This is a genomic window from Niallia sp. FSL W8-0635 (assembly GCF_038007965.1).
In the GTDB taxonomy this organism is placed as follows: domain Bacteria; phylum Bacillota; class Bacilli; order Bacillales; family Cytobacillaceae; genus Niallia.
Map to the genome: position 1 here is coordinate 2136364 of NZ_JBBOYD010000001.1, position 17436 is coordinate 2153799.

Annotated in this window: 23 protein-coding genes and 1 pseudogene; 22 read left to right on the forward strand and 2 right to left on the reverse strand. The window is 33.5% G+C overall.

From position 1 onward, the window contains the following. Positions 1 to 38: 38 nt before the first annotated feature. The 19 genes and pseudogenes from NYE52_RS10060 (at position 39) to NYE52_RS10150 (ending at position 14331) form a co-directional block, all read left to right on the forward strand. Positions 39 to 707 carry a DUF1775 domain-containing protein gene (locus NYE52_RS10060; protein ID WP_341192938.1) on the forward strand — a complete coding sequence of 223 codons (669 nt, stop codon included), beginning with the start codon at positions 39 to 41 and terminating at the stop codon, positions 705 to 707. Between the two features lie 351 nt (positions 708 to 1058). Then, entirely contained in the window at positions 1059 to 1430 is a 372-nt protein-coding gene (locus NYE52_RS10070; protein WP_341192939.1) for a VOC family protein, read from the forward strand. 201 nt (positions 1431 to 1631) lie between these two features. After that, on the forward strand, positions 1632 to 2342 hold the full coding sequence (locus NYE52_RS24725) for a GerAB/ArcD/ProY family transporter (RefSeq protein ID WP_445669104.1): 711 nt from the start codon (positions 1632 to 1634) through the stop codon (positions 2340 to 2342). Further along, positions 2266 to 2667 carry a GerAB/ArcD/ProY family transporter gene (locus tag NYE52_RS10075; protein WP_341192940.1) on the forward strand — a complete coding sequence of 134 codons (402 nt, stop codon included), beginning with the start codon at positions 2266 to 2268 and terminating at the stop codon, positions 2665 to 2667. The genes NYE52_RS24725 and NYE52_RS10075 overlap by 77 nt, the downstream gene beginning before the upstream one ends. Positions 2668 to 2671: 4 nt before the next feature. Continuing rightward, positions 2672 to 4084, forward strand: a complete 1413-nt coding sequence (locus tag NYE52_RS10080; protein ID WP_341192941.1) for a spore germination protein — start codon at positions 2672 to 2674, stop codon at positions 4082 to 4084. Continuing rightward, positions 4085 to 5215, forward strand: coding sequence for a Ger(x)C family spore germination protein (locus tag NYE52_RS10085; protein WP_341192942.1), 1131 nt, complete (start codon positions 4085 to 4087; stop codon positions 5213 to 5215). 222 nt (positions 5216 to 5437) lie between these two features. After that, on the forward strand, positions 5438 to 6367 hold the full coding sequence (locus NYE52_RS10090) for a DUF2268 domain-containing putative Zn-dependent protease (RefSeq protein ID WP_341192943.1): 930 nt from the start codon (positions 5438 to 5440) through the stop codon (positions 6365 to 6367). 115 nt (positions 6368 to 6482) lie between these two features. Then, positions 6483 to 7919 (forward strand): MocR-like pyridoxine biosynthesis transcription factor PdxR, encoded by a 1437-nt coding sequence (pdxR, locus tag NYE52_RS10095; protein ID WP_341192944.1) that lies wholly within the window; start codon positions 6483 to 6485, stop codon positions 7917 to 7919. A 160-nt stretch (positions 7920 to 8079) separates the two neighbouring features. Further along, positions 8080 to 8511, forward strand: a complete 432-nt coding sequence (locus tag NYE52_RS10100) for a YfmQ family protein (RefSeq protein ID WP_341192945.1) — start codon at positions 8080 to 8082, stop codon at positions 8509 to 8511. Positions 8512 to 8667: 156 nt separating this feature from the next. Then, the gene (gene dnaN, locus NYE52_RS10105) at positions 8668 to 9798 is read left to right on the forward strand and encodes a DNA polymerase III subunit beta (RefSeq protein ID WP_169189662.1); all 1131 of its coding nucleotides are present in this window, start codon (positions 8668 to 8670) and stop codon (positions 9796 to 9798) included. A gap of 95 nt (positions 9799 to 9893) precedes the next feature. Further along, complete coding sequence (locus tag NYE52_RS10110; RefSeq protein WP_169188473.1) at positions 9894 to 10838, forward strand: DUF2268 domain-containing putative Zn-dependent protease; 945 nt, start codon at positions 9894 to 9896, stop codon at positions 10836 to 10838. Positions 10839 to 10889: 51 nt separating this feature from the next. Beyond that, positions 10890 to 11182, forward strand: a pseudogene (locus NYE52_RS10115) (antibiotic biosynthesis monooxygenase family protein). Positions 11183 to 11251: 69 nt separating this feature from the next. Continuing rightward, positions 11252 to 11383: a hypothetical protein gene (locus NYE52_RS10120; protein ID WP_263479848.1), complete on the forward strand. Its 132-nt coding sequence runs from the start codon at positions 11252 to 11254 to the stop codon at positions 11381 to 11383. A gap of 148 nt (positions 11384 to 11531) precedes the next feature. Beyond that, positions 11532 to 12131 carry a DUF2441 domain-containing protein gene (locus NYE52_RS10125; protein WP_169188475.1) on the forward strand — a complete coding sequence of 200 codons (600 nt, stop codon included), beginning with the start codon at positions 11532 to 11534 and terminating at the stop codon, positions 12129 to 12131. A gap of 147 nt (positions 12132 to 12278) precedes the next feature. Beyond that, the gene (locus tag NYE52_RS10130) at positions 12279 to 12467 is read left to right on the forward strand and encodes a hypothetical protein (protein WP_101731331.1); all 189 of its coding nucleotides are present in this window, start codon (positions 12279 to 12281) and stop codon (positions 12465 to 12467) included. A 103-nt stretch (positions 12468 to 12570) separates the two neighbouring features. Further along, entirely contained in the window at positions 12571 to 12762 is a 192-nt protein-coding gene (locus tag NYE52_RS10135) for a DUF6366 family protein (protein ID WP_169188477.1), read from the forward strand. Positions 12763 to 12981: 219 nt separating this feature from the next. Further along, positions 12982 to 13155: a DUF3934 family protein gene (locus NYE52_RS10140; protein WP_101731329.1), complete on the forward strand. Its 174-nt coding sequence runs from the start codon at positions 12982 to 12984 to the stop codon at positions 13153 to 13155. A 144-nt stretch (positions 13156 to 13299) separates the two neighbouring features. Beyond that, on the forward strand, positions 13300 to 13755 hold the full coding sequence (locus NYE52_RS10145) for a GNAT family N-acetyltransferase (RefSeq protein ID WP_169188478.1): 456 nt from the start codon (positions 13300 to 13302) through the stop codon (positions 13753 to 13755). 42 nt (positions 13756 to 13797) lie between these two features. Further along, a complete protein-coding gene (locus tag NYE52_RS10150; RefSeq protein ID WP_341192946.1) occupies positions 13798 to 14331 on the forward strand; it encodes a dihydrofolate reductase family protein in 534 nt (177 codons plus the stop codon). Positions 14332 to 14445: 114 nt separating this feature from the next. Here NYE52_RS10150 and NYE52_RS10155 read toward each other — a convergent pair whose 3' ends face one another. Both NYE52_RS10155 and NYE52_RS10160 read right to left on the reverse strand, forming a co-directional pair. Next, positions 14446 to 14631 (reverse strand): hypothetical protein, encoded by a 186-nt coding sequence (locus NYE52_RS10155; RefSeq protein ID WP_341192947.1) that lies wholly within the window; start codon positions 14629 to 14631, stop codon positions 14446 to 14448. A gap of 121 nt (positions 14632 to 14752) precedes the next feature. Next, entirely contained in the window at positions 14753 to 15529 is a 777-nt protein-coding gene (locus tag NYE52_RS10160) for a class I SAM-dependent methyltransferase (protein ID WP_341192948.1), read from the reverse strand. Positions 15530 to 15840: 311 nt separating this feature from the next. Here NYE52_RS10160 and NYE52_RS10165 point away from each other — a divergent pair, with 311 nt between their 5' ends. The 3 genes from NYE52_RS10165 to NYE52_RS10175 all read left to right on the forward strand — a co-directional run bounded on the left by NYE52_RS10165 (position 15841) and on the right by NYE52_RS10175 (position 17420). After that, positions 15841 to 16320: a hypothetical protein gene (locus tag NYE52_RS10165; protein WP_341192949.1), complete on the forward strand. Its 480-nt coding sequence runs from the start codon at positions 15841 to 15843 to the stop codon at positions 16318 to 16320. Between the two features lie 641 nt (positions 16321 to 16961). Continuing rightward, positions 16962 to 17141 (forward strand): hypothetical protein, encoded by a 180-nt coding sequence (locus NYE52_RS10170; RefSeq protein ID WP_169188483.1) that lies wholly within the window; start codon positions 16962 to 16964, stop codon positions 17139 to 17141. 69 nt (positions 17142 to 17210) lie between these two features. Beyond that, on the forward strand, positions 17211 to 17420 hold the full coding sequence (locus NYE52_RS10175; protein WP_169188484.1) for a hypothetical protein: 210 nt from the start codon (positions 17211 to 17213) through the stop codon (positions 17418 to 17420). Positions 17421 to 17436 lie beyond the last annotated feature (16 nt).

The following is a 17436-nucleotide window of genomic DNA, read 5'->3' on the forward strand; positions in this document are numbered from 1 at the left end:
TTTATGAAATCAGTAAAAAAAGTAAAGGAGACTTAAAAATGATACATAACAAGAAATTATTATCTGTACTAGTTGCATTTGCTGCAGTCTTTTTCCTTGCATTACCAGTTAGTGCCCATGTGACAGTGAATCCTTCTCAATCGACAACAGAGGCTTGGGAAACGTATCAAGTAAGAATACCGGTTGAAAAAAATGTTGATACGACAAAGGTATCAATTAAAATTCCAGAAAACGTGGAATTCAAAATGTACGAGCCAGTTGATGGCTGGAAGACCACTACTACAACGGATGATAAGGATAAAGTTGTAACGGTAACTTGGGAAGCGGAATCTGACGAAAAAGCAATTAAAGCTGGTCAATATCGCGATTTCACCTTTAGAGCCCAAAATCCGAAAGAGCCTGGCGACATCGCATGGGATGCATTCCAATACTATGCAGATGGCAGTATTGTGGAATGGACAGGGGATAGTGATGCGGAACTACCTCATTCCATAACAAGTATTGCTCAATCCAATGCAACGGTAGATAGTCATGGACATAGCCACGGAACGGATGAAGCAACAGATAACACTGCAGATGATCATCATGCTACCGACGAAGATACTGAGCATTCACATGAAGGTACATACATAAATACGATTCTTTCTATTATCGCGATTGTTTTATCAGTTGTTGCGATTGTATTGACTTTTATTAGAAAAAAATAAGATCATCAAAAAGTCCATTTCCTAAGAAGCAGATTAGCTTTTAGGGAATGGACTTTTTTATTTGATTGGAGACATATAATCCTATCTGCATTATAGCAGATGGATTTTGAACTTTTGGAAGGCATAGTAGAAATGGATGAAATCTATTTCTCTATTAGGAAACGGCGGATTATAAAAAAGAGTTTGGACGAAGCATTAGGTTCCAAGCTATCCATTCAAAATGCACTCTGTACAGATACTAGGCGGAGTGCATTGTTCCGTTAAAGAACAGGTTAATTCAATAATCGGAAGGAATAAGGGATATAGAAAGGGAATATTTGATATATCGGATTAAGTAAAGGAGAGAAAGCTATGAGTAAATCATTTATTGAACAAGTACATTATATTAGAATACCTGTAAAGGATTTAGAACTGTCTGCAAAATGGTATAGAGATGTTTTAGGGCTCCAGTTACTAAACAATACGGAGGAACTTTCAATTTTAAAAGTAAATGAAGGACCTTTCTTACTTATCTTAGTACCTACAGAAGATGAAACATTTGCACATTTTACAATTGATAATGAACAAGAATTTAGCATTGGTTTTACTAGTCCAGAATTATCTGAATTTCATCAACACTTAATGGAAAATCAAGTTAAGGTCGAGGATATAAAAGAAGATAATGGTCACGCCTTTTTCCACTTTTATGACCCAAATGGTAATAAGCTTCAAGTACACTGGTAAGATTATAGGGTGCATAAACGGAATAAGAACGGGAACGTCCATATCAGACGTTCCCATCTTTTTTGCATATAAAAACAACAATACTATTTAACAAAGCCTTTTTTTAAAAGGAAAGTAATTCAAATAGGAGATGAAAATTTTTATTAAAAGATAATATATTACGCATGATAAGCAGATACTACAATAAAAAAAGGAATTACTATGCAAAATAGATTACGTTATATTTCCATTGTTTATTTAGTTCTATTATCTGTTGGTCTTTTCGCTCATGTTGAAATAATTCCAGGAATTTTAACAATAGTTAAAAGAGACGCGTGGATTAGTGTCCTACTAGCATTCATTGTTCTGCCACTTTGGGTATTGTTGCTTTATAAAATTATTACTATTGTACATACAGACTCGTTCATTAAAGTGGTAAAACGGTATAGTAGCTCAGCTCACTACTATTATTTTCTATTGCCATTAGGAATATATATGTATGGCAGTGCTTTTATAACAGCTAAAGATATTGTTTTTTGGTCCCAATTAACATATATGAAGGACTATAATATTTTCTTGCTTGCATCCATCTTACTTATCTTATGTTTGATTTGTAGTAATTTAGGATTGTTCTCCATGGGTATCGTAAGCACAATCCTTTGTCCGATTGTCCTTTTTTTAGGTTTTTTTATTTCGTTTGCGAATAATAACAAGAAAAACTATGAACTATTGTTACCTATTTTAGAAAAGGGGATTATGCCTGTTTCAAAGGGGCTTATTTATACTTCGTTGCCAATTATTGAACTGTTTGTTGTTATTTTTCTTACTTCTGTATTAAAAAGTTATAGTGGGCTTAATGCTAGGTCCCACATTAGGAGCTATTGTCGAATTCGGGCCGGAGCTAGCTTCTCAATATCGCTACCCAGCATATGAACAATGGCGATTAATATCTATTGGAAAATATATCTCTCACACTGATTTCTTTGCGATATATCAATGGTTAGCTGGTGGCGTCATTCGGATCAGTTTATTTGTTCTATTAACTAGCCTTATTTTTACGAAGGATGAGAAGAATGGCAAGCTGTTAATTTTCCTATATGGAATATTATTGATTGCTTTGCTTATTCCTATTGATCAAACGATATTCTCAGAGGTTGTTTTCCGCTATTTTCGGCCAATTTCCTTTGGGTTATTAATCATTCAGATAACTTCATTATCACTCTTTATAGGGAAGAAAATTAAATCGGAACGGAGTTGAGATGGTGGATTATCCTCTCTTTACATCAGTAGCGCTAAAACAACTATTTAATCATTCCTCTGATATTGTAGTGAAAGAGGATAAGGAAGATTTGCAAATTATCATGGTCTATTGTGTACCATTGACGGATACCAGCATGATTAAAACCATAAATATACCAGAAGTGGGGAGAACAGAGCAGAATATTTATCAATATGTTCAGATGGAAAGCTTTCCTAAAAAGGAATTTAATCGAGAAAGAATTCAAGAAGAAGTTTTTTCAGGAAAGCTTCTCGCTATTCCTCCAGGTGACAAAGTTTATCTTTATGATATAAAGAAATTTCCAAGTAGACAGCCTGACGAATCTGTGGTTGAGGTATCAGCGGTAGGACCCAAAGATGGATTTGTAGAAGATATAAATACGAATATAGGGTTAATTCGTAAAAGACTTCGTACCTCCTCCTTCGTTGTAAAGGAATATACAATTGGAAAAAGAACGAATACGAAAGTAGGACTCCTTTATATAGAGGATATTATTAACAATGAAATCCTTATGGATATCAAGACAAGACTATCTAAAGTAGACATAGATGTTCTAACAAGCTCGACTATACTAACGGAATATTTGGAACCACGCAAATTTTCATTAATCCCTACCATCCATTATTCCGGTCGAGCAGATTTTATTGTACAAGCTTTAAATCAAGGAAGATTTGCGATAGTAGTGGATGGTTCACCTACAGCATTAATTGCACCCGTTGATTTATCTCTATTATTTAAATCAGCTGAGGACGAAAATACAAGTTTTTATTATGCATCCTTACAAAGAACGTTACGCATAATCGGGATATTCACTACCATTTTACTTCCAGGCTTTTATACAGCCATTATTACCCATCATGTAGGGCAATTACCATTGCCGATTCTTGCAACGATATCGGTGTCTCGATTAGGATTACCTTTTTCCCCGTTAATTGAATCACTATTAATGGTGATTATGTTTGAATTATTTTTCGAAGCAGGGTCCCGGTTACCAAAAGGAATTGGACAAACAGTTTCTGTCCTTGGCGGCTTGATTATCGGTGATGCAGCAATTAGAGGGGGGATAACTTCTCCATCCATGCTTGTCGTTATAGGAATTACGGCATTAACTAGCTTTACTTTAGTAAATCGCTCATTGGCAGGAAATTTATTTTATTTTCGAGTTTTTGTCTTATTAATTAGTTATTTTTTTGGTGTTTACGGTTTCTTCTTAAGCTTTATTTTCATTATCGTATATATAGCAAGGCTAGAATCATTTGGTGTTCCGATGTTCTCGAATATTACCACACCATACGGAAAGGATATTCTATTTACATTTTTACGAATACCCAATAATCTTCTAAAGAAAAGAAATGCTGGTTTGTCCATTAAAGATGGGAAAAGAAAAGGTGACTAAATGAAAAAACTAGTTGTTTGTTTTGTTTCTCTCTTCTTCCTAACAGCATGTACAGATATAAGAGAAATTCAATATCAAGCATATGCTGTTGGTTTAGGAATTGATTTTAAGGACAATAACTACATCGTAACAATCCAGTTTTTGGATTTTTTAAATGTTGCCAAATCAGAACAGGGAAAGGGTGATCAGCCTAGTAAGGTGTGGTTGGGAAATGGCACAGGCAAATCAATTGAGGATGCTATTGACCAAATAAATAAAGGAATTCAATTACCTTTAAATTTCGATCAAGTGAAAGTAATTGTATTTGGAGAATCTTTGTTGAAAAGCAAATTAAAACCTACCTTATATGCATTAGATTCTAGCTATAATATTAGATTGACAGGAAATGTGTATGGAACAGCTCAACCTCTTTCGAACGTTTTCACAGCAAAGATTCCATTTTATTATCCTTTTAATGAGTCACAAATAAGTTATCCAAATGCCATGCAACAGCAAAGCTCGACTGTTCCACCTTTAACATTACAGAAATTCATGTATCAATTTAATGAAAAGGTTAGTACCATTCTACTACCAGCTTTATCTGTAAATAAAGAAATAATAAAAGAAGACAAAGAAGATTATACGGTTCCAATTATTGAAGGAGCTCATCTTATTAAAGATAAAGAATGGAAGGGCTTTTTAAACGCAAAGGACCTGACTGGATTTATCCGAGTGAACAATGAAACAGTACGGACGAAGTTAAATCTTGAATATGGCAATAATCAAATGGAAATCGAACTGTCTAAACCGAAAATGAAACAAGTGGTTTATAAGGATAAAAAGAAACCATCTATTGGGTTAAAAATTAATTTGGATGCAACTATTTTGAGCTCGAATAATAGGGCAGACTCTAATGAAATGAAAAAGCAAATGAAAAAACAACTTATTGAGGAGATTTATAGCTCTTATGAAAAAAGCAAGGAGATTGGCGGGGATATTTATCAATTTGAGAATTACCTTTATCGATACCACTGGGACGTATGGAAATCCTATAAAGAAGGACAGTTTCCGCCTTTAAGCATCGATGCTATTCATATCAATGTGAGAAATTTTAAAAGTGTCCCTAAATTCAACTCGAAATATCAATCATAGTATCCAAGAATTTTCATACGAAAAAGGAAGAATTGATAAGACAAGCTGCAAATTTGTAGCTTGTTTTTTGTGGAAAATGATGAATGGGCTGTTGCATTTATTTTCCGAATCTTTAAAAAGTGATTGCTCGGATATCAAAAGAAAATGTATGATTATACCAACATCCTAAAAATAGAATGGCTTCAGTAATCCATTACTTTGTAAATATCGAGGAGACATTGTATGCGTTTATTTTTTGTTTTAATCGTTTTACTTTTTTGTACATTATTGATATCATTCGATCAAAAAACGGAAGAAGAAAAGTTGATTTATTCTTTCCATCATCCTGAAACGAATCAAGCATTTCATATAGTCCATGTTTATAAGCTATATGAAAACTATGAAAAAAGGATAGAGAAGGATTCTACTATACCAATAGCGCAAATATTTGAAGAAGAAGTAATGGAACCTGTTTTCGAAGCGTGCTATCAAGATGCGGAATACTTTGAAAGAAGCGGGAAAACCTATTCAGTCGAGCCTCCGGAAGACATGGAACTAGTTAACGCGATTATAAACACAATCGATGAGGAAAAAACAAATAAGGCTATTAAAGAAGCATTAATAGACTCTGCAAATTATATTCCATCAAACAAAGCGACGAATGTATGTATATATCCAACTCCATATGATCCTGATTTACCGCAAATGGTAACCGAAGGCACAGGGAAAATAAGTGTTCTTTACACGCTATTTTTCGATGAAGAATTTTTGAAGGTTGGAATCGCACATGAATACCATCATAGTGTGTGGACGGAAAAGTATTTTAATAGAGAAAGCGCGGATACAATATTGGATATTTTAATTTTAGAAGGAAAAGCAGTTATGTTTGAAAATATTGTTTACCCTGGTAATTCATTTGAAGATCCAGACTATCCTTTTCTTACAGAATATTGGGGACTAGTGGAGCCAGAATTAAATTTATATGATGCATACCGTGCCTATGAAATAATCTATGGCGGAGATGACCTTCCAGATGATTATGGGTATAGCGCGGGATATCATTTAGTGAAAGCTTATTTGGACACACACTCAGAGCTCACTCCTGAAGAATGGACAGAGCTATCTGGAGAAGAGATATATGAGGATGGAAAGTATATGGAGCTTTATAAGTAAAAAAGGAAAGCACTATAACTGTTTATAGAAAGAAAATTAAGTTATAATGAAAACCAATATATAGTAGAAAGCGGTCCTATATGGATGCAATATTTGGTAAAGAAGTGTGGATGCAATGGAGTGGAAACCTGATCGACAAATAAAAAAAGCAATCTATAAGCAATTAGCGGAGTTTATTGAAAATGGTATTGCAGATGGTTCCTTTCCTTTAGACAAGCCGCTACCATCGGAAAGAAATTTAGCAAAATTGCTAGAATTGAATAGAAGTACAGTAGTTGCAGCCTATGATGAGTTAGAGTCAAATGGATTAATTGAAAGAAAACGCGGCAGTGGAACAACAATCAGCAAGGATATATGGGGAATAACAAAAAAGCGTGTGCCTAGCTGGAATCGCTATATTGAAGCAGGGTCCTTCCTGCCTAATGTACCTGTCATGCAACGGATACGAAAAGAGATTGTGGATCATCATTTGATCAATTTAGCTAGTGGGGAGCTTTCAGAGGATCTTTTTCCTTTAAAAACGCTACGGGAAATTACTTCTGACCGATCCTATATTGGGTCATTAGGCTATGATCATCCACAAGGTAGCGAGGTGCTAAGAAAGACCATTGCCCATCATATGGAGGAATATCGTGGTTTGCATACGAACCCGTCTTCTATATTGATTACATCAGGAGCCCAACAAGCTTTGCATTTAATCATTCAATGTTTGCTTAAACCTGGGGATGCAGTAGCGATTGAGGATCCCTCTTATCATTATAATCTGCCATTATTTGAATCAGCAGGAGTTAAAGCCTATTTTTTGACAGCAGATAAAAACGGCATAAAACCTGATGATTTAATCTCATTACATAGAAAACACAGGATTAGAATGATATTTCTAAATCCAGCCTTCCAAAATCCAACTGGTGTTTCCCTCAGTCAAAAAAGGAGGAAGGAGATTTTAGAAATTTCTTCCCAATATGGCATACCAGTTGTAGAGGATGATCCATATAGTTTAACCTCTTTTTCCGGAAAACCAATATTTCCGCTGAAGTCGATGGATCAAAATGGCAATGTATTATATATTAGCTCACTCTCCAAAATTGTCGCATCAGGTCTTCGAATTGGCTGGATTATTGGTCCAAAGCCAGTGATAGAAAGATTATCCGACGCTAAGCAACAGATTGATTTTGGACATTCAAGTTACTCCCAATGGATAGCAAACGATTTTCTAGATTCGCCTTCGTTTGCATCCCATTTAAATCATTTAATTAAACAACTTGAAAGTAGAAGAAATCAAATCATCGAAAGCTTAGATACCTATTTAAAAGGGGAAGTGGAATTTTTGATTCCGACTGGCGGAATTCATTTGTGGTGCAAGATAAAGCAAGAAGTCAACGAAAACCGCTTATTGGAGGAGTCTTTAAAAAATGGAGTTATTTATGCTCCTGGCTCCACTATGGGTTCAAACCATCAATATGTTCGATTTACTTATGCGAAAGAAATTGAAAGTAATATTGATGAGGGGATAAGAAGATTTGCAGAGGCACTAAAGTCTAGTAGAGAATAATGGTGGAAAGATGCAGGGAGTAAAGACTTGCATCTTATTTTTATTTTTTGAAAGTGGATGGTTAATTTATATGTCAATTGGATGGTCAATATCGAGAAGAAATTTAGTACTATTAATAATGTAGAAAACATTAATTGAATACGTAATGGAGTGAATTTAGATGACTTGGATTTCTATCATAGCATTAGTGTTATTTTGTATAATAAAAATTTTAATGACATGCTTACCAACTGGAGTGGTAGATTGGCTTTTGGATAAGTATAGGCTCCATTTGAGACTTAATAACCTGGAAACAGAAATAATCTACAACGAAATGAAGGTTGATGGGGAAAATAAAGAGAAGATAATAAAAGTATTTAATGAAGCGGTGGTCAGAGAAAAATATAGTCTATATCCAGGAAGTGAAGAAACATACCTCCATTCAAATAACGCTGAGTATTCCCTCATTATTCATACGAAAAAAGGAAATAAGAATATAAAATTATTTTTAAATAGTTATAAGGATCATGTGGATATTGTGAAAAAATACAAAAATAAAATAGTCGCGTATAGCACCTATCCTCTTCATTTAGATGTTTTAAATAAAAAATAGAATTATTTTTACAAATTTATAAAAAAAATATGCTACCAGTTTGGTAGTTTTTTTATGTAATTTTTTGAAAGTTGGTTTAAGAGAAAAAATGAACAAGGGAATTGGCAAAAAATGTCGAATTGTATAACTATCAATTATTTTGGAGTGTTGCAAATAATGGAATTTATTGTTGATAGTGAATGCTTAAATAGAGCAATAGCAGATGTGAATAAAGCAGTATCCCAGAAAACACCTTTTCCTATTCTTTCAGGTATAAAAATTATCGCTAATAAAGAATCTGTAATTGTTATTGGAAGTAATGCAGATATTATTATCGAAAAGGTGATTCCATTAGAGATGGATGGAATCAATGTGTTAGAAGTAAAAGAGATTGGCAGTGTCGTATTATCTGCTAAATATTTAAGTGAACTAGTGAGAAAGTTACCGGATAAAATCCATCTAACAGTTAACGAAAAGCAAATAGCTACCCTGAAAGTGGAGGAGGTTATTACCACAATTAACGGTTTCCAGTCAGAAGAATATCCTAGGCTTCCACAAATAGATGAAATGAAGCATATTAAAATGCACAGCACAGATTTAATAGAAATGATTAAACAGACAGCTTTTGCTGTATCAAAAAGTGAAGCGAGACCAGTTTTATCTGGTGTTAATATGTTATTTAAAGATAGTAAACTTACATGCATTGCTACAAATTCACATCGCTTAGCATGGAAAGAGCTTACCATCGATTCTCATGTAAGTGGTTCTTTTATCGTTCCAAGTAAGAGCCTCATGGAGCTTAGTAAGTTAATTCAGAATGTATCTGGATTTATCGATCTATTTGTTACTGATAGCTATATTGTATTTAAAACCAATTTAACTTCTCTTTATTCCCGATTAATCGAAGGGAACTATCCAAATGTCTCAGGATTATTCCCTAAAAATGCAAGGACTATAATTACGGTCAATACAAAGCAATTTTTAAAAGGCGTGGATCGAGCTTGTCTTTTTGCAAGTGAATGGAAGAATAACAATGTCTATTTGGAAATAAAAAAGGATACGAAATTAAAAATCACCTCAAATTCATCTGAAATAGGGAAAATAGAGGAAACACAAACTATAAATAAACTGGATGGAGAGACAGATTTAAGTATCTCTTTAGATGGAAGCTTTTTGCTGGAAGCTTTAAAAGTAATAAAAGAAGAAGAAATAAGAATAAGTTTTGGAGGTTCAATGAGACCGGTCTTAATGGAACCAGTTGGGAATAATACGTCTCTTCATCTAATATCCCCAGTGCGTTCGTATTAATGACTGTACTTGGCTCCTATTCATTTGATTTTAAATTTTCTGAAACCTTTTTAGGGTTACGTCCGTAATAAATCAAAAAGGGGTAGGAGAATGTTATGCAAAAACCTGGAGTGCTTGTTATTCTACTATTTTTCCTTCTATTAATCTCTTGTGAACAGAAAGAGACAATAAAAGAAGAGAAGGAATCAGATGATATCTATTATTCTTTTAAGCATCCTGAGACGGGACAGGAATATCAGATTGTGCATGCTTATAAACTTTATGAAAATTATGAAAATAGAATTCGAGAAGATTCATCTAAGCCAAACTTTTGGCAGTTTGATGAAGAGGTGATAGAACCAATTGTGGATGCATGTTATCAAGATGCAGTATTTTTTGCAGGTAATTTTGACCTTACTGTGAAAGCACCAGAAAATATGGAAGAAATTAACGAAATCATTAAAATAATGGATGAGAAGAAGCTTAATAAGACGATTCAAGAGGCACTCCTTAAATCATCAGATTACATATCTTCAGAAAATAAGACGAATATATGTATTTTTCCTGTAGAAGAAGACCAAATTACCCATGGAATGGATGCGTGGGGTGCTGGGAAGATAAGTGTTTACTATAATAAGTATTATTCGGAAGAGTTTATCAAGACGACAATTGCACATGAATACAATCATAGTGTTTGGTTTGAGAAATACTATAAGGAAGATGAGGAAGAAACTGTTTTGGATCGATTAATTTTGGAAGGAAAAGCAGTTATGTTTCAAAAATTGGTTTATCCAGATATTGAAGTAGAAAATTTATATTACAACTTTAAAAAGGATTTTTGGAAGCAAATAGAACCAGATTTGCAGACATATGATTTAAAAAGGGCTTCTGAAATATTAAATGGAGGAGACAAATTGCCACCTAATTATGGCTATAGTGAGGGCTATAATATGGTAAGAACATATTTGAATAAACATCCAGACCTGACACCAGAAGAATGGACGGGACTTACTAGCCAAGAAATATTTGAAGAGGGAAATTATATAGAGCATTATCAGTAAGTGATTTGTAAAAAAATAAGTTTATCAAATAAAGAAAATAGGGAGAATTAGATGATACTAGAAGCCGTGATGTTACAAGTTAAGGAAGGCATGGAGTCGAAATATGAAGAAGCATTTCGCGAGGCATCCAATATTATTTCTTCTATGAATGGGTATATCTCTCATGATTACAGCGCTGTATGGAAGTGAAAGGGAAATATTTGCTGCTTGTTCAATGGGAAACATTAGAAGACCATACAGTTGGCTTTAGGAATTCAAATGAGTACCAAGAATGGAAAAAACAGCTACATCATTTTTACGATCCATTTCCAATAGTGGAGCATTTTAGTAGAGTCATGCTTTAATCGGGTTTAGCTATCTCTTTAAATATTAAAATAATATAGTTGCATAATAAAAAGAGAAGTGGTGTATATATGATATTTATCATAACGATTGGAATAGTTATATTAGCCATTACTTGTTTATCAATAGAAGTGAAACTAAGAAAAGTGACAGAACAAAACAAGGAAATTATAGAATTATTGAAAAGCGAAAGAGATAAATAGTCTATTTAACATGTAAGACTATGTAGCTAGTCCGTTTATATTAAACAGCAAAGAAAATTAATGTACTAGAAAAAAATGGAGCAGATAATTGAAAAGTGGTAAATGTTTTCTGATGATGCCATTTTTGTCTTATACAGAGGGAGGAAACATGAAAGAATTTTCTGCCTATCATCTTGTAACAAACAAAAAAATGTCGCTTGGACAGGTCATTAACTTTGATGAACATCAAAAAAATACTTTATACCATTTCTTTTTTGAAAAAGAACAGTTAAATGATCAAAACAAGGACTTTATGCAAATTTTAAATAATCATTATACAAACGAAGGCTTACACCTTGATAAAGAGAATGCCGAAGTTGTTGTTCAGTATGCTGGGCACACAATGAGAGCGATAAGAGAAGTAATAACTGAAATGGTGAGACTGCAGGATTACCCCAATTATCCTTCCAGGTTGTCTTGTTTATATGCTGCGAAAAGCTATGATGAGGTTCTAAAATGGAAAGCATTATTTGATTCCTTTAATCGCAATGTCTTACAAATTGTTAAGCTTCGCGTGAATGGGAATTATTTTGAAGGGGATGGAGAGCTATTGCCAACAATTGAGGCTGCACCTTTCCATAGAAAAATAGAACAAGCTCGGGAGTATTGGAAGGGCAATGGGAAAAATGAACTTCCTGAGCTTTTGATAAATGGAAAAATTGAAGTGATGGAAATTATTCGTGATTTTACAAAAGAGGAATTTAAGTAAAAGTAACAAATGGAATTTTGATAGAAAAACTTTAGAGAAACCTTCTTGTGCAACGAACGTATTATTTATTAAATGGAAAAAATAGCAAAATTATCTTTCCCTATACATCAAACGATGAAGAATAATCTCCAAAAGGAATGGTGTTAAATGTTTAAATCTGAAATGGTAAACAGAATTTTTTCATTGGTTGGTTTTTGGATTATCGTCCTTATTGTCTTATCTAGTGATAATTCGATTGGTAGCAGTTTGATTTTTTGGGGAATAGTGGTTGTGTTTACTGCTTTTGATTTGTATAGGGTTGTGATTGCTGGAAAGAAAAACAATAGGGAAGTCTAAAGGAACGAGTGCATTAATCTACGAAAGATTAATGCTTCTTTACTATTTATTAATGGATAAGCAACCTAAATGATTGTTAGCTTATTTTATAGGGGGTTAGAAAATGGAAAAAGAGAAAGATACTCCGGAAATAAGAAGAGAAAAAATGCGACAAGAGGAATTGAAACATCCATCTAGTAGTATTCATGGCAGCAATCTCCCTGACTTAGTTGGCGGGTTAGGCTGGAAGGGTACTGGAATATTGATTCTTGTCCTAATAGTAGGGTTTATTCTTTATGCAGCTTTCTTTCAATAAGGATAGCATTTTTTGGAAAATGGCTTTTGTTTGTACTGTCAGAGTAGGTTAGTGGAAGAAAAAACAGTTTTTAATCGTATACAAAAATTATTAATTGTTTCAAACATTAACTCCTTGTTATATACTTATAGTTCATTATGTATGTTTTTGGCCATAATAAAAGGATAAGACTAACTAATGATAGATACGTAAATGGACAAGAAAATCGGAGTTGATTGTATGAGTAAAGCAAAAGGTAAGGGCGGAACAGGCAGAGGAACAGGGAAAAAGGGCTGGAATCGCTGGCAAGCTAGTGCAAATAAAAAAAAGAGTAACAAGCCTTACACGAGTAAGGGTGTTAAAAATCGCAATAATACAGAGAAAACGATGGATGGAGAAACTTCCCAAAAATAGTTTCTGTTTCTATATAACTTAATGGAGCGATTCTTCCATGTTGAAGGATTGCTTTTTTCTTATTCAAATTATTATTCATCCTCTACGGAAAAGCAGGAATCGATTATTAAAACTAGAATTAAAAGTGTAAGGGGATGATAAGCAATGATTAAAATAGCTTTAATGAATGCGGAAGAATATCAAACATATCTTACTTCAGCGATTAAATACTATGCAAAAGAAAAAGTTTTGTCTGGAAATTGGAAACAGGAAGAAGCCATAAGCAAGGCGGAAGCGGAATATACAAAACTTTTGCCTCAAGGAGAGAAGACGGAACGAAATTTCTTATATACCATTCGAAAGGATGACGAGGCAGTTGGCGTTATATGGCTTGCGCAAAAGTCTGAAAAACTAGGATTTATCTATGATATACATATAAGTGAACAATACCAAGGGAATGGCTATGCCAAAGAAGCACTAAAGCAAATAGAGATTGTTGGGCAGGAGCTCGGATTGAAAAAAATAGGTCTCCATGTTTTTGGTCATAATCTAGTAGCCCGAGGATTATATGAGAAAGTAGGATATAAGACTACGAATGTGTTGATGGAAAAAGACATATAATTCTGCTGTTTATGAAAATCGTTATTATTGAAGGAGAACTTTATGAGTGAAAAACGAAAATTAGTATTATTTATTGCCACTAGCTTAGATGGATATATTGCCACGAAAGACGACTCTCTTGAATGGCTATTCAATGTAGAAGGGGAAGGGGATAACGGAATTAGCGAGTTTTATGACACGGTGGATACCATATTACTTGGTAAAAGGACTTATGATTGGATTATGGACCAAGAAAAAGGGGATTTTCCGTATAAAAACAAAAACTGTTATGTCTTTACAAAGTCTTCTATTGAGGATACAGAGTATGTAAAATTTGTTAATGAAGATGTCACTAAATTTGCTGAGACATTAAAAAGCCAAGATGGAAAATCGATTTGGATTGTTGGTGGAGGAGAACTATTATATTCTTTCATGAAAGAAAAACTGGTTGATGAAATCATTGTAACGATAGCTCCAACTATTCTAGGCAATGGCATTCCGTTATTTAAAGAGGGGGATTATCAATTAGATCTTTCATTAAAGGGAATGCGAACCTTCAATCAGTTTGCAGAGCTTTATTATGTAGTGAAAAAATAATTAATAAAATGGCTAATTAAAGCGTTGCTACAGTATGTGGTAATGCTTTTTTGCCTATAGTTTGACATAAAAAGAGAACTCCCATAACTTTGGAAGTTCTGTGTAAAGCGGATTTTATGATTGGAGATTTTGAAAAAGGGAGATGGTCAGAATAATGGTTGATAAAGTACCTGCAGACATTAAAGTGATTACTTTACGTCTGTTTTTCTGTTTGTTCTTCACTTCTGAAGGTTTTACAAGTTCTCGAGATAACGTACTCCATATAACGATTGATACGATTGATATTAGTAAAAGGAACATAATATCACCCCCAGTTTAGAATTCCATTAATTGAATAATTTGAATTCGGATAATTTAAGTGTAACATAAATGTCAGTATTTTGCATTTTCCTATAAAAAAAGTGCTTACTCGCTTTCTCCGTTACTCTTTCACACCAATCACTCGAAGCCTTTTATAGTCTGCCATCCATTTTCCTTTTATATATAATATATCTTTTACATTTTCTTCAACCTTCGAAATGATGTCGTTCTTATCATCTAGAGGAATATCATGAAACAGCTGATCTCCAAACATTGCTATCCAATTTCTCAAGCCGTTGTCTCCATCTAAAGGGGTCGGCCGATCGAAGTGTTGCGCAAAGGTAACCCTAAATCCGACTTTTTCCATTAAATGTGAATACTCCCCGATACTTGGGTAAAACCAAGGGAATTGTTCTTCGCTAAACGGAAATTCTGCTTGTTTTATTTGACGGATAATTTCATTTGTTATTGTTTGAACATTGCCTTTGCCGCCAAATTCGGCAACAAATCTTCCTCCTTTTTTTAAACTTTGATAGACACCTTCTAAAGCTTGGATAGGAGGGTGTACCCAGTGTAGAGTCGCATTAGAGAATACTGCATCAAATTCGCTAGGAAAATGTAAGCTTGTTGCATCTTGAACCATGAATTTTAGATGAGGGTATTTGTTGTATGCTTGCTTCACCATATTTTCCGATTTATCGATACCTAAAGTCTCAGCACCAAAACTATGAATGGTGTTCGTCAAATCACCCGTTCCACACCCAAGATCAAGGATTTTTTCACCTTGTGTTGGATTCAATAATTCGACTAAATTATTCCCAAATTTCGAAACAAACGAATGTTTATCATCATATAAAACTGCATTCCAATTGTCTTTTGCATTTTGAGAAGATTCCATTTCTACACTCTCCCTATGTATATATTTGTAAGTTGAATTATAATGGAAAATATTGATAAAGGGAATTAGTATAATGATAGATGTGGGATTTATTTTAAATAGGAAGCTTTCCTAGAGTTTTTAATTGTGAGTTATTTCCACACTTATAATTTTCTTAACAAGGTAGCTTTTCAATTTCTATGCAATTTGTTTATTAAAATGGAGTTGTTCATATGAAAAACATTCACAGTTCCGTCATAACTCATCGACCTGAAATTTTTGCTACACGCTATAATTAATCTGGAAAACATAATCTTTCTGGAGATGATTCTATGATTGCCAAACAACGGAAGTCTATTGCTTGTTACTTGTTAATCTTTTTACACGCTTTTCTAGGAATAGGTGCTCTTTTTGGTGGAGGTTTATTGATTATTTATCCTGACGGGTCATTACTGTCAATGTCAACGGATATTTTGCAAACTAGCCCCTTTGATGATTTTCTGATTCCAGGTCTTATATTATTTGTTGCGTTGGGAATTCTTCCAATCATTACTGCCATTTTTCTTATCTCTGAAAAGTCGTTGAAAATTGCCGAAAAGCTCAGCCTTTATAAAGAAACACATTGGTCATGGAATAGTTCGTTGTACATTGGTTTTGTCTTAATTATTTGGATTACAGTCGAAGTTTATATGATTCAAGGAGTTGCTTTAATTCATGTGTTCTATATCTTCCTAGGAATCGCCATTCAGTATATTACTCTACTTCCATCTGTTAAAGAGCATTACACAAACAAGTGTATAAAAAGTCAGTAGCTTAATTTATTTCTAGGCTTTGTTCTAACTGATTGTTGATTTTACTGTGCTTGAAAAATAAACGAAATAATTCCGGTTAAATTAGAAATTACACGCATTTCTGTAAAAATAAAGGGAGTTTTTCCGTTTAACGTAGCCAAATCTTTAGATTTTGTGTTATTTTCAAAGTTAATCGGAATTTCTCCGTTTATATCTGCTATTTAGACTCTGTCTCTATACATTAGCAGGAAATTCTCCGCTTATTCGTTCTCGCGCTACAGAAATCAACATTGAAAAATAACAGAGCCTATTTCTAAAAGAAGCTAACAATCAATCCTCCATGTATTTCATTTCTTTTCCATTAAAATAACATAGAAATTTGAAAAGAATGTATTGTTAAAAACAAAAGCCAGTACTTTTATTGTTAAAAAGTCAGCTATTAACTAATAAATTCGGATTGTTGATTCCGCTTGTTTTCTCCTTGGAGTGAAACTTAATTGCGTTCTAAAACGTATAAATAGATAACAAATAGAAAGATAGGAGCATGTTAATGGTGTTTTTCTATTAATTATGGCAGCCTTTTTTACAAAATATATGCCAAAAGGTAAAAATGGAACCGGAGTATTTAAAAGATAATGATCTAATAAGAAGGTGAATTACTTATGAAAAACAAAATTTTAAACTTCGTTGTTCTTGCACTGATATTATCAGCAATGGTGATTAATAATTTAGAAGGACTTCATCCTTTCAAAATGATAGTTAATAATGTTGCGATGGGGATTTTAATTTTGATTGGTAGTGACCATCTTTATAGGCATTTGAAGCGAAGTAAAACGCAATAAAAAATAAGGTTTTTTCATAAAAGCTTACATATCTAACCGTAAAATCTAAACAACTAATTAGAGGTGTTTATGATGATCAATCTATTAGAAACAATCAATCAATTATCGTTGGTATTGCTATTACTATGCACGTTTTTCTATTATTGGCATTTAAAAAAGAATAAAAAGAAAAGAAAACTAACAACTTTTGAGTTTTGGATGTTTTTCACTATTAAACTAGCAATTTTTGTTGCCGCAGGTAGTTATGTTCTTCTTTTCTTAGATCGAAATTATGGATAGAAATTCAACAAATGAA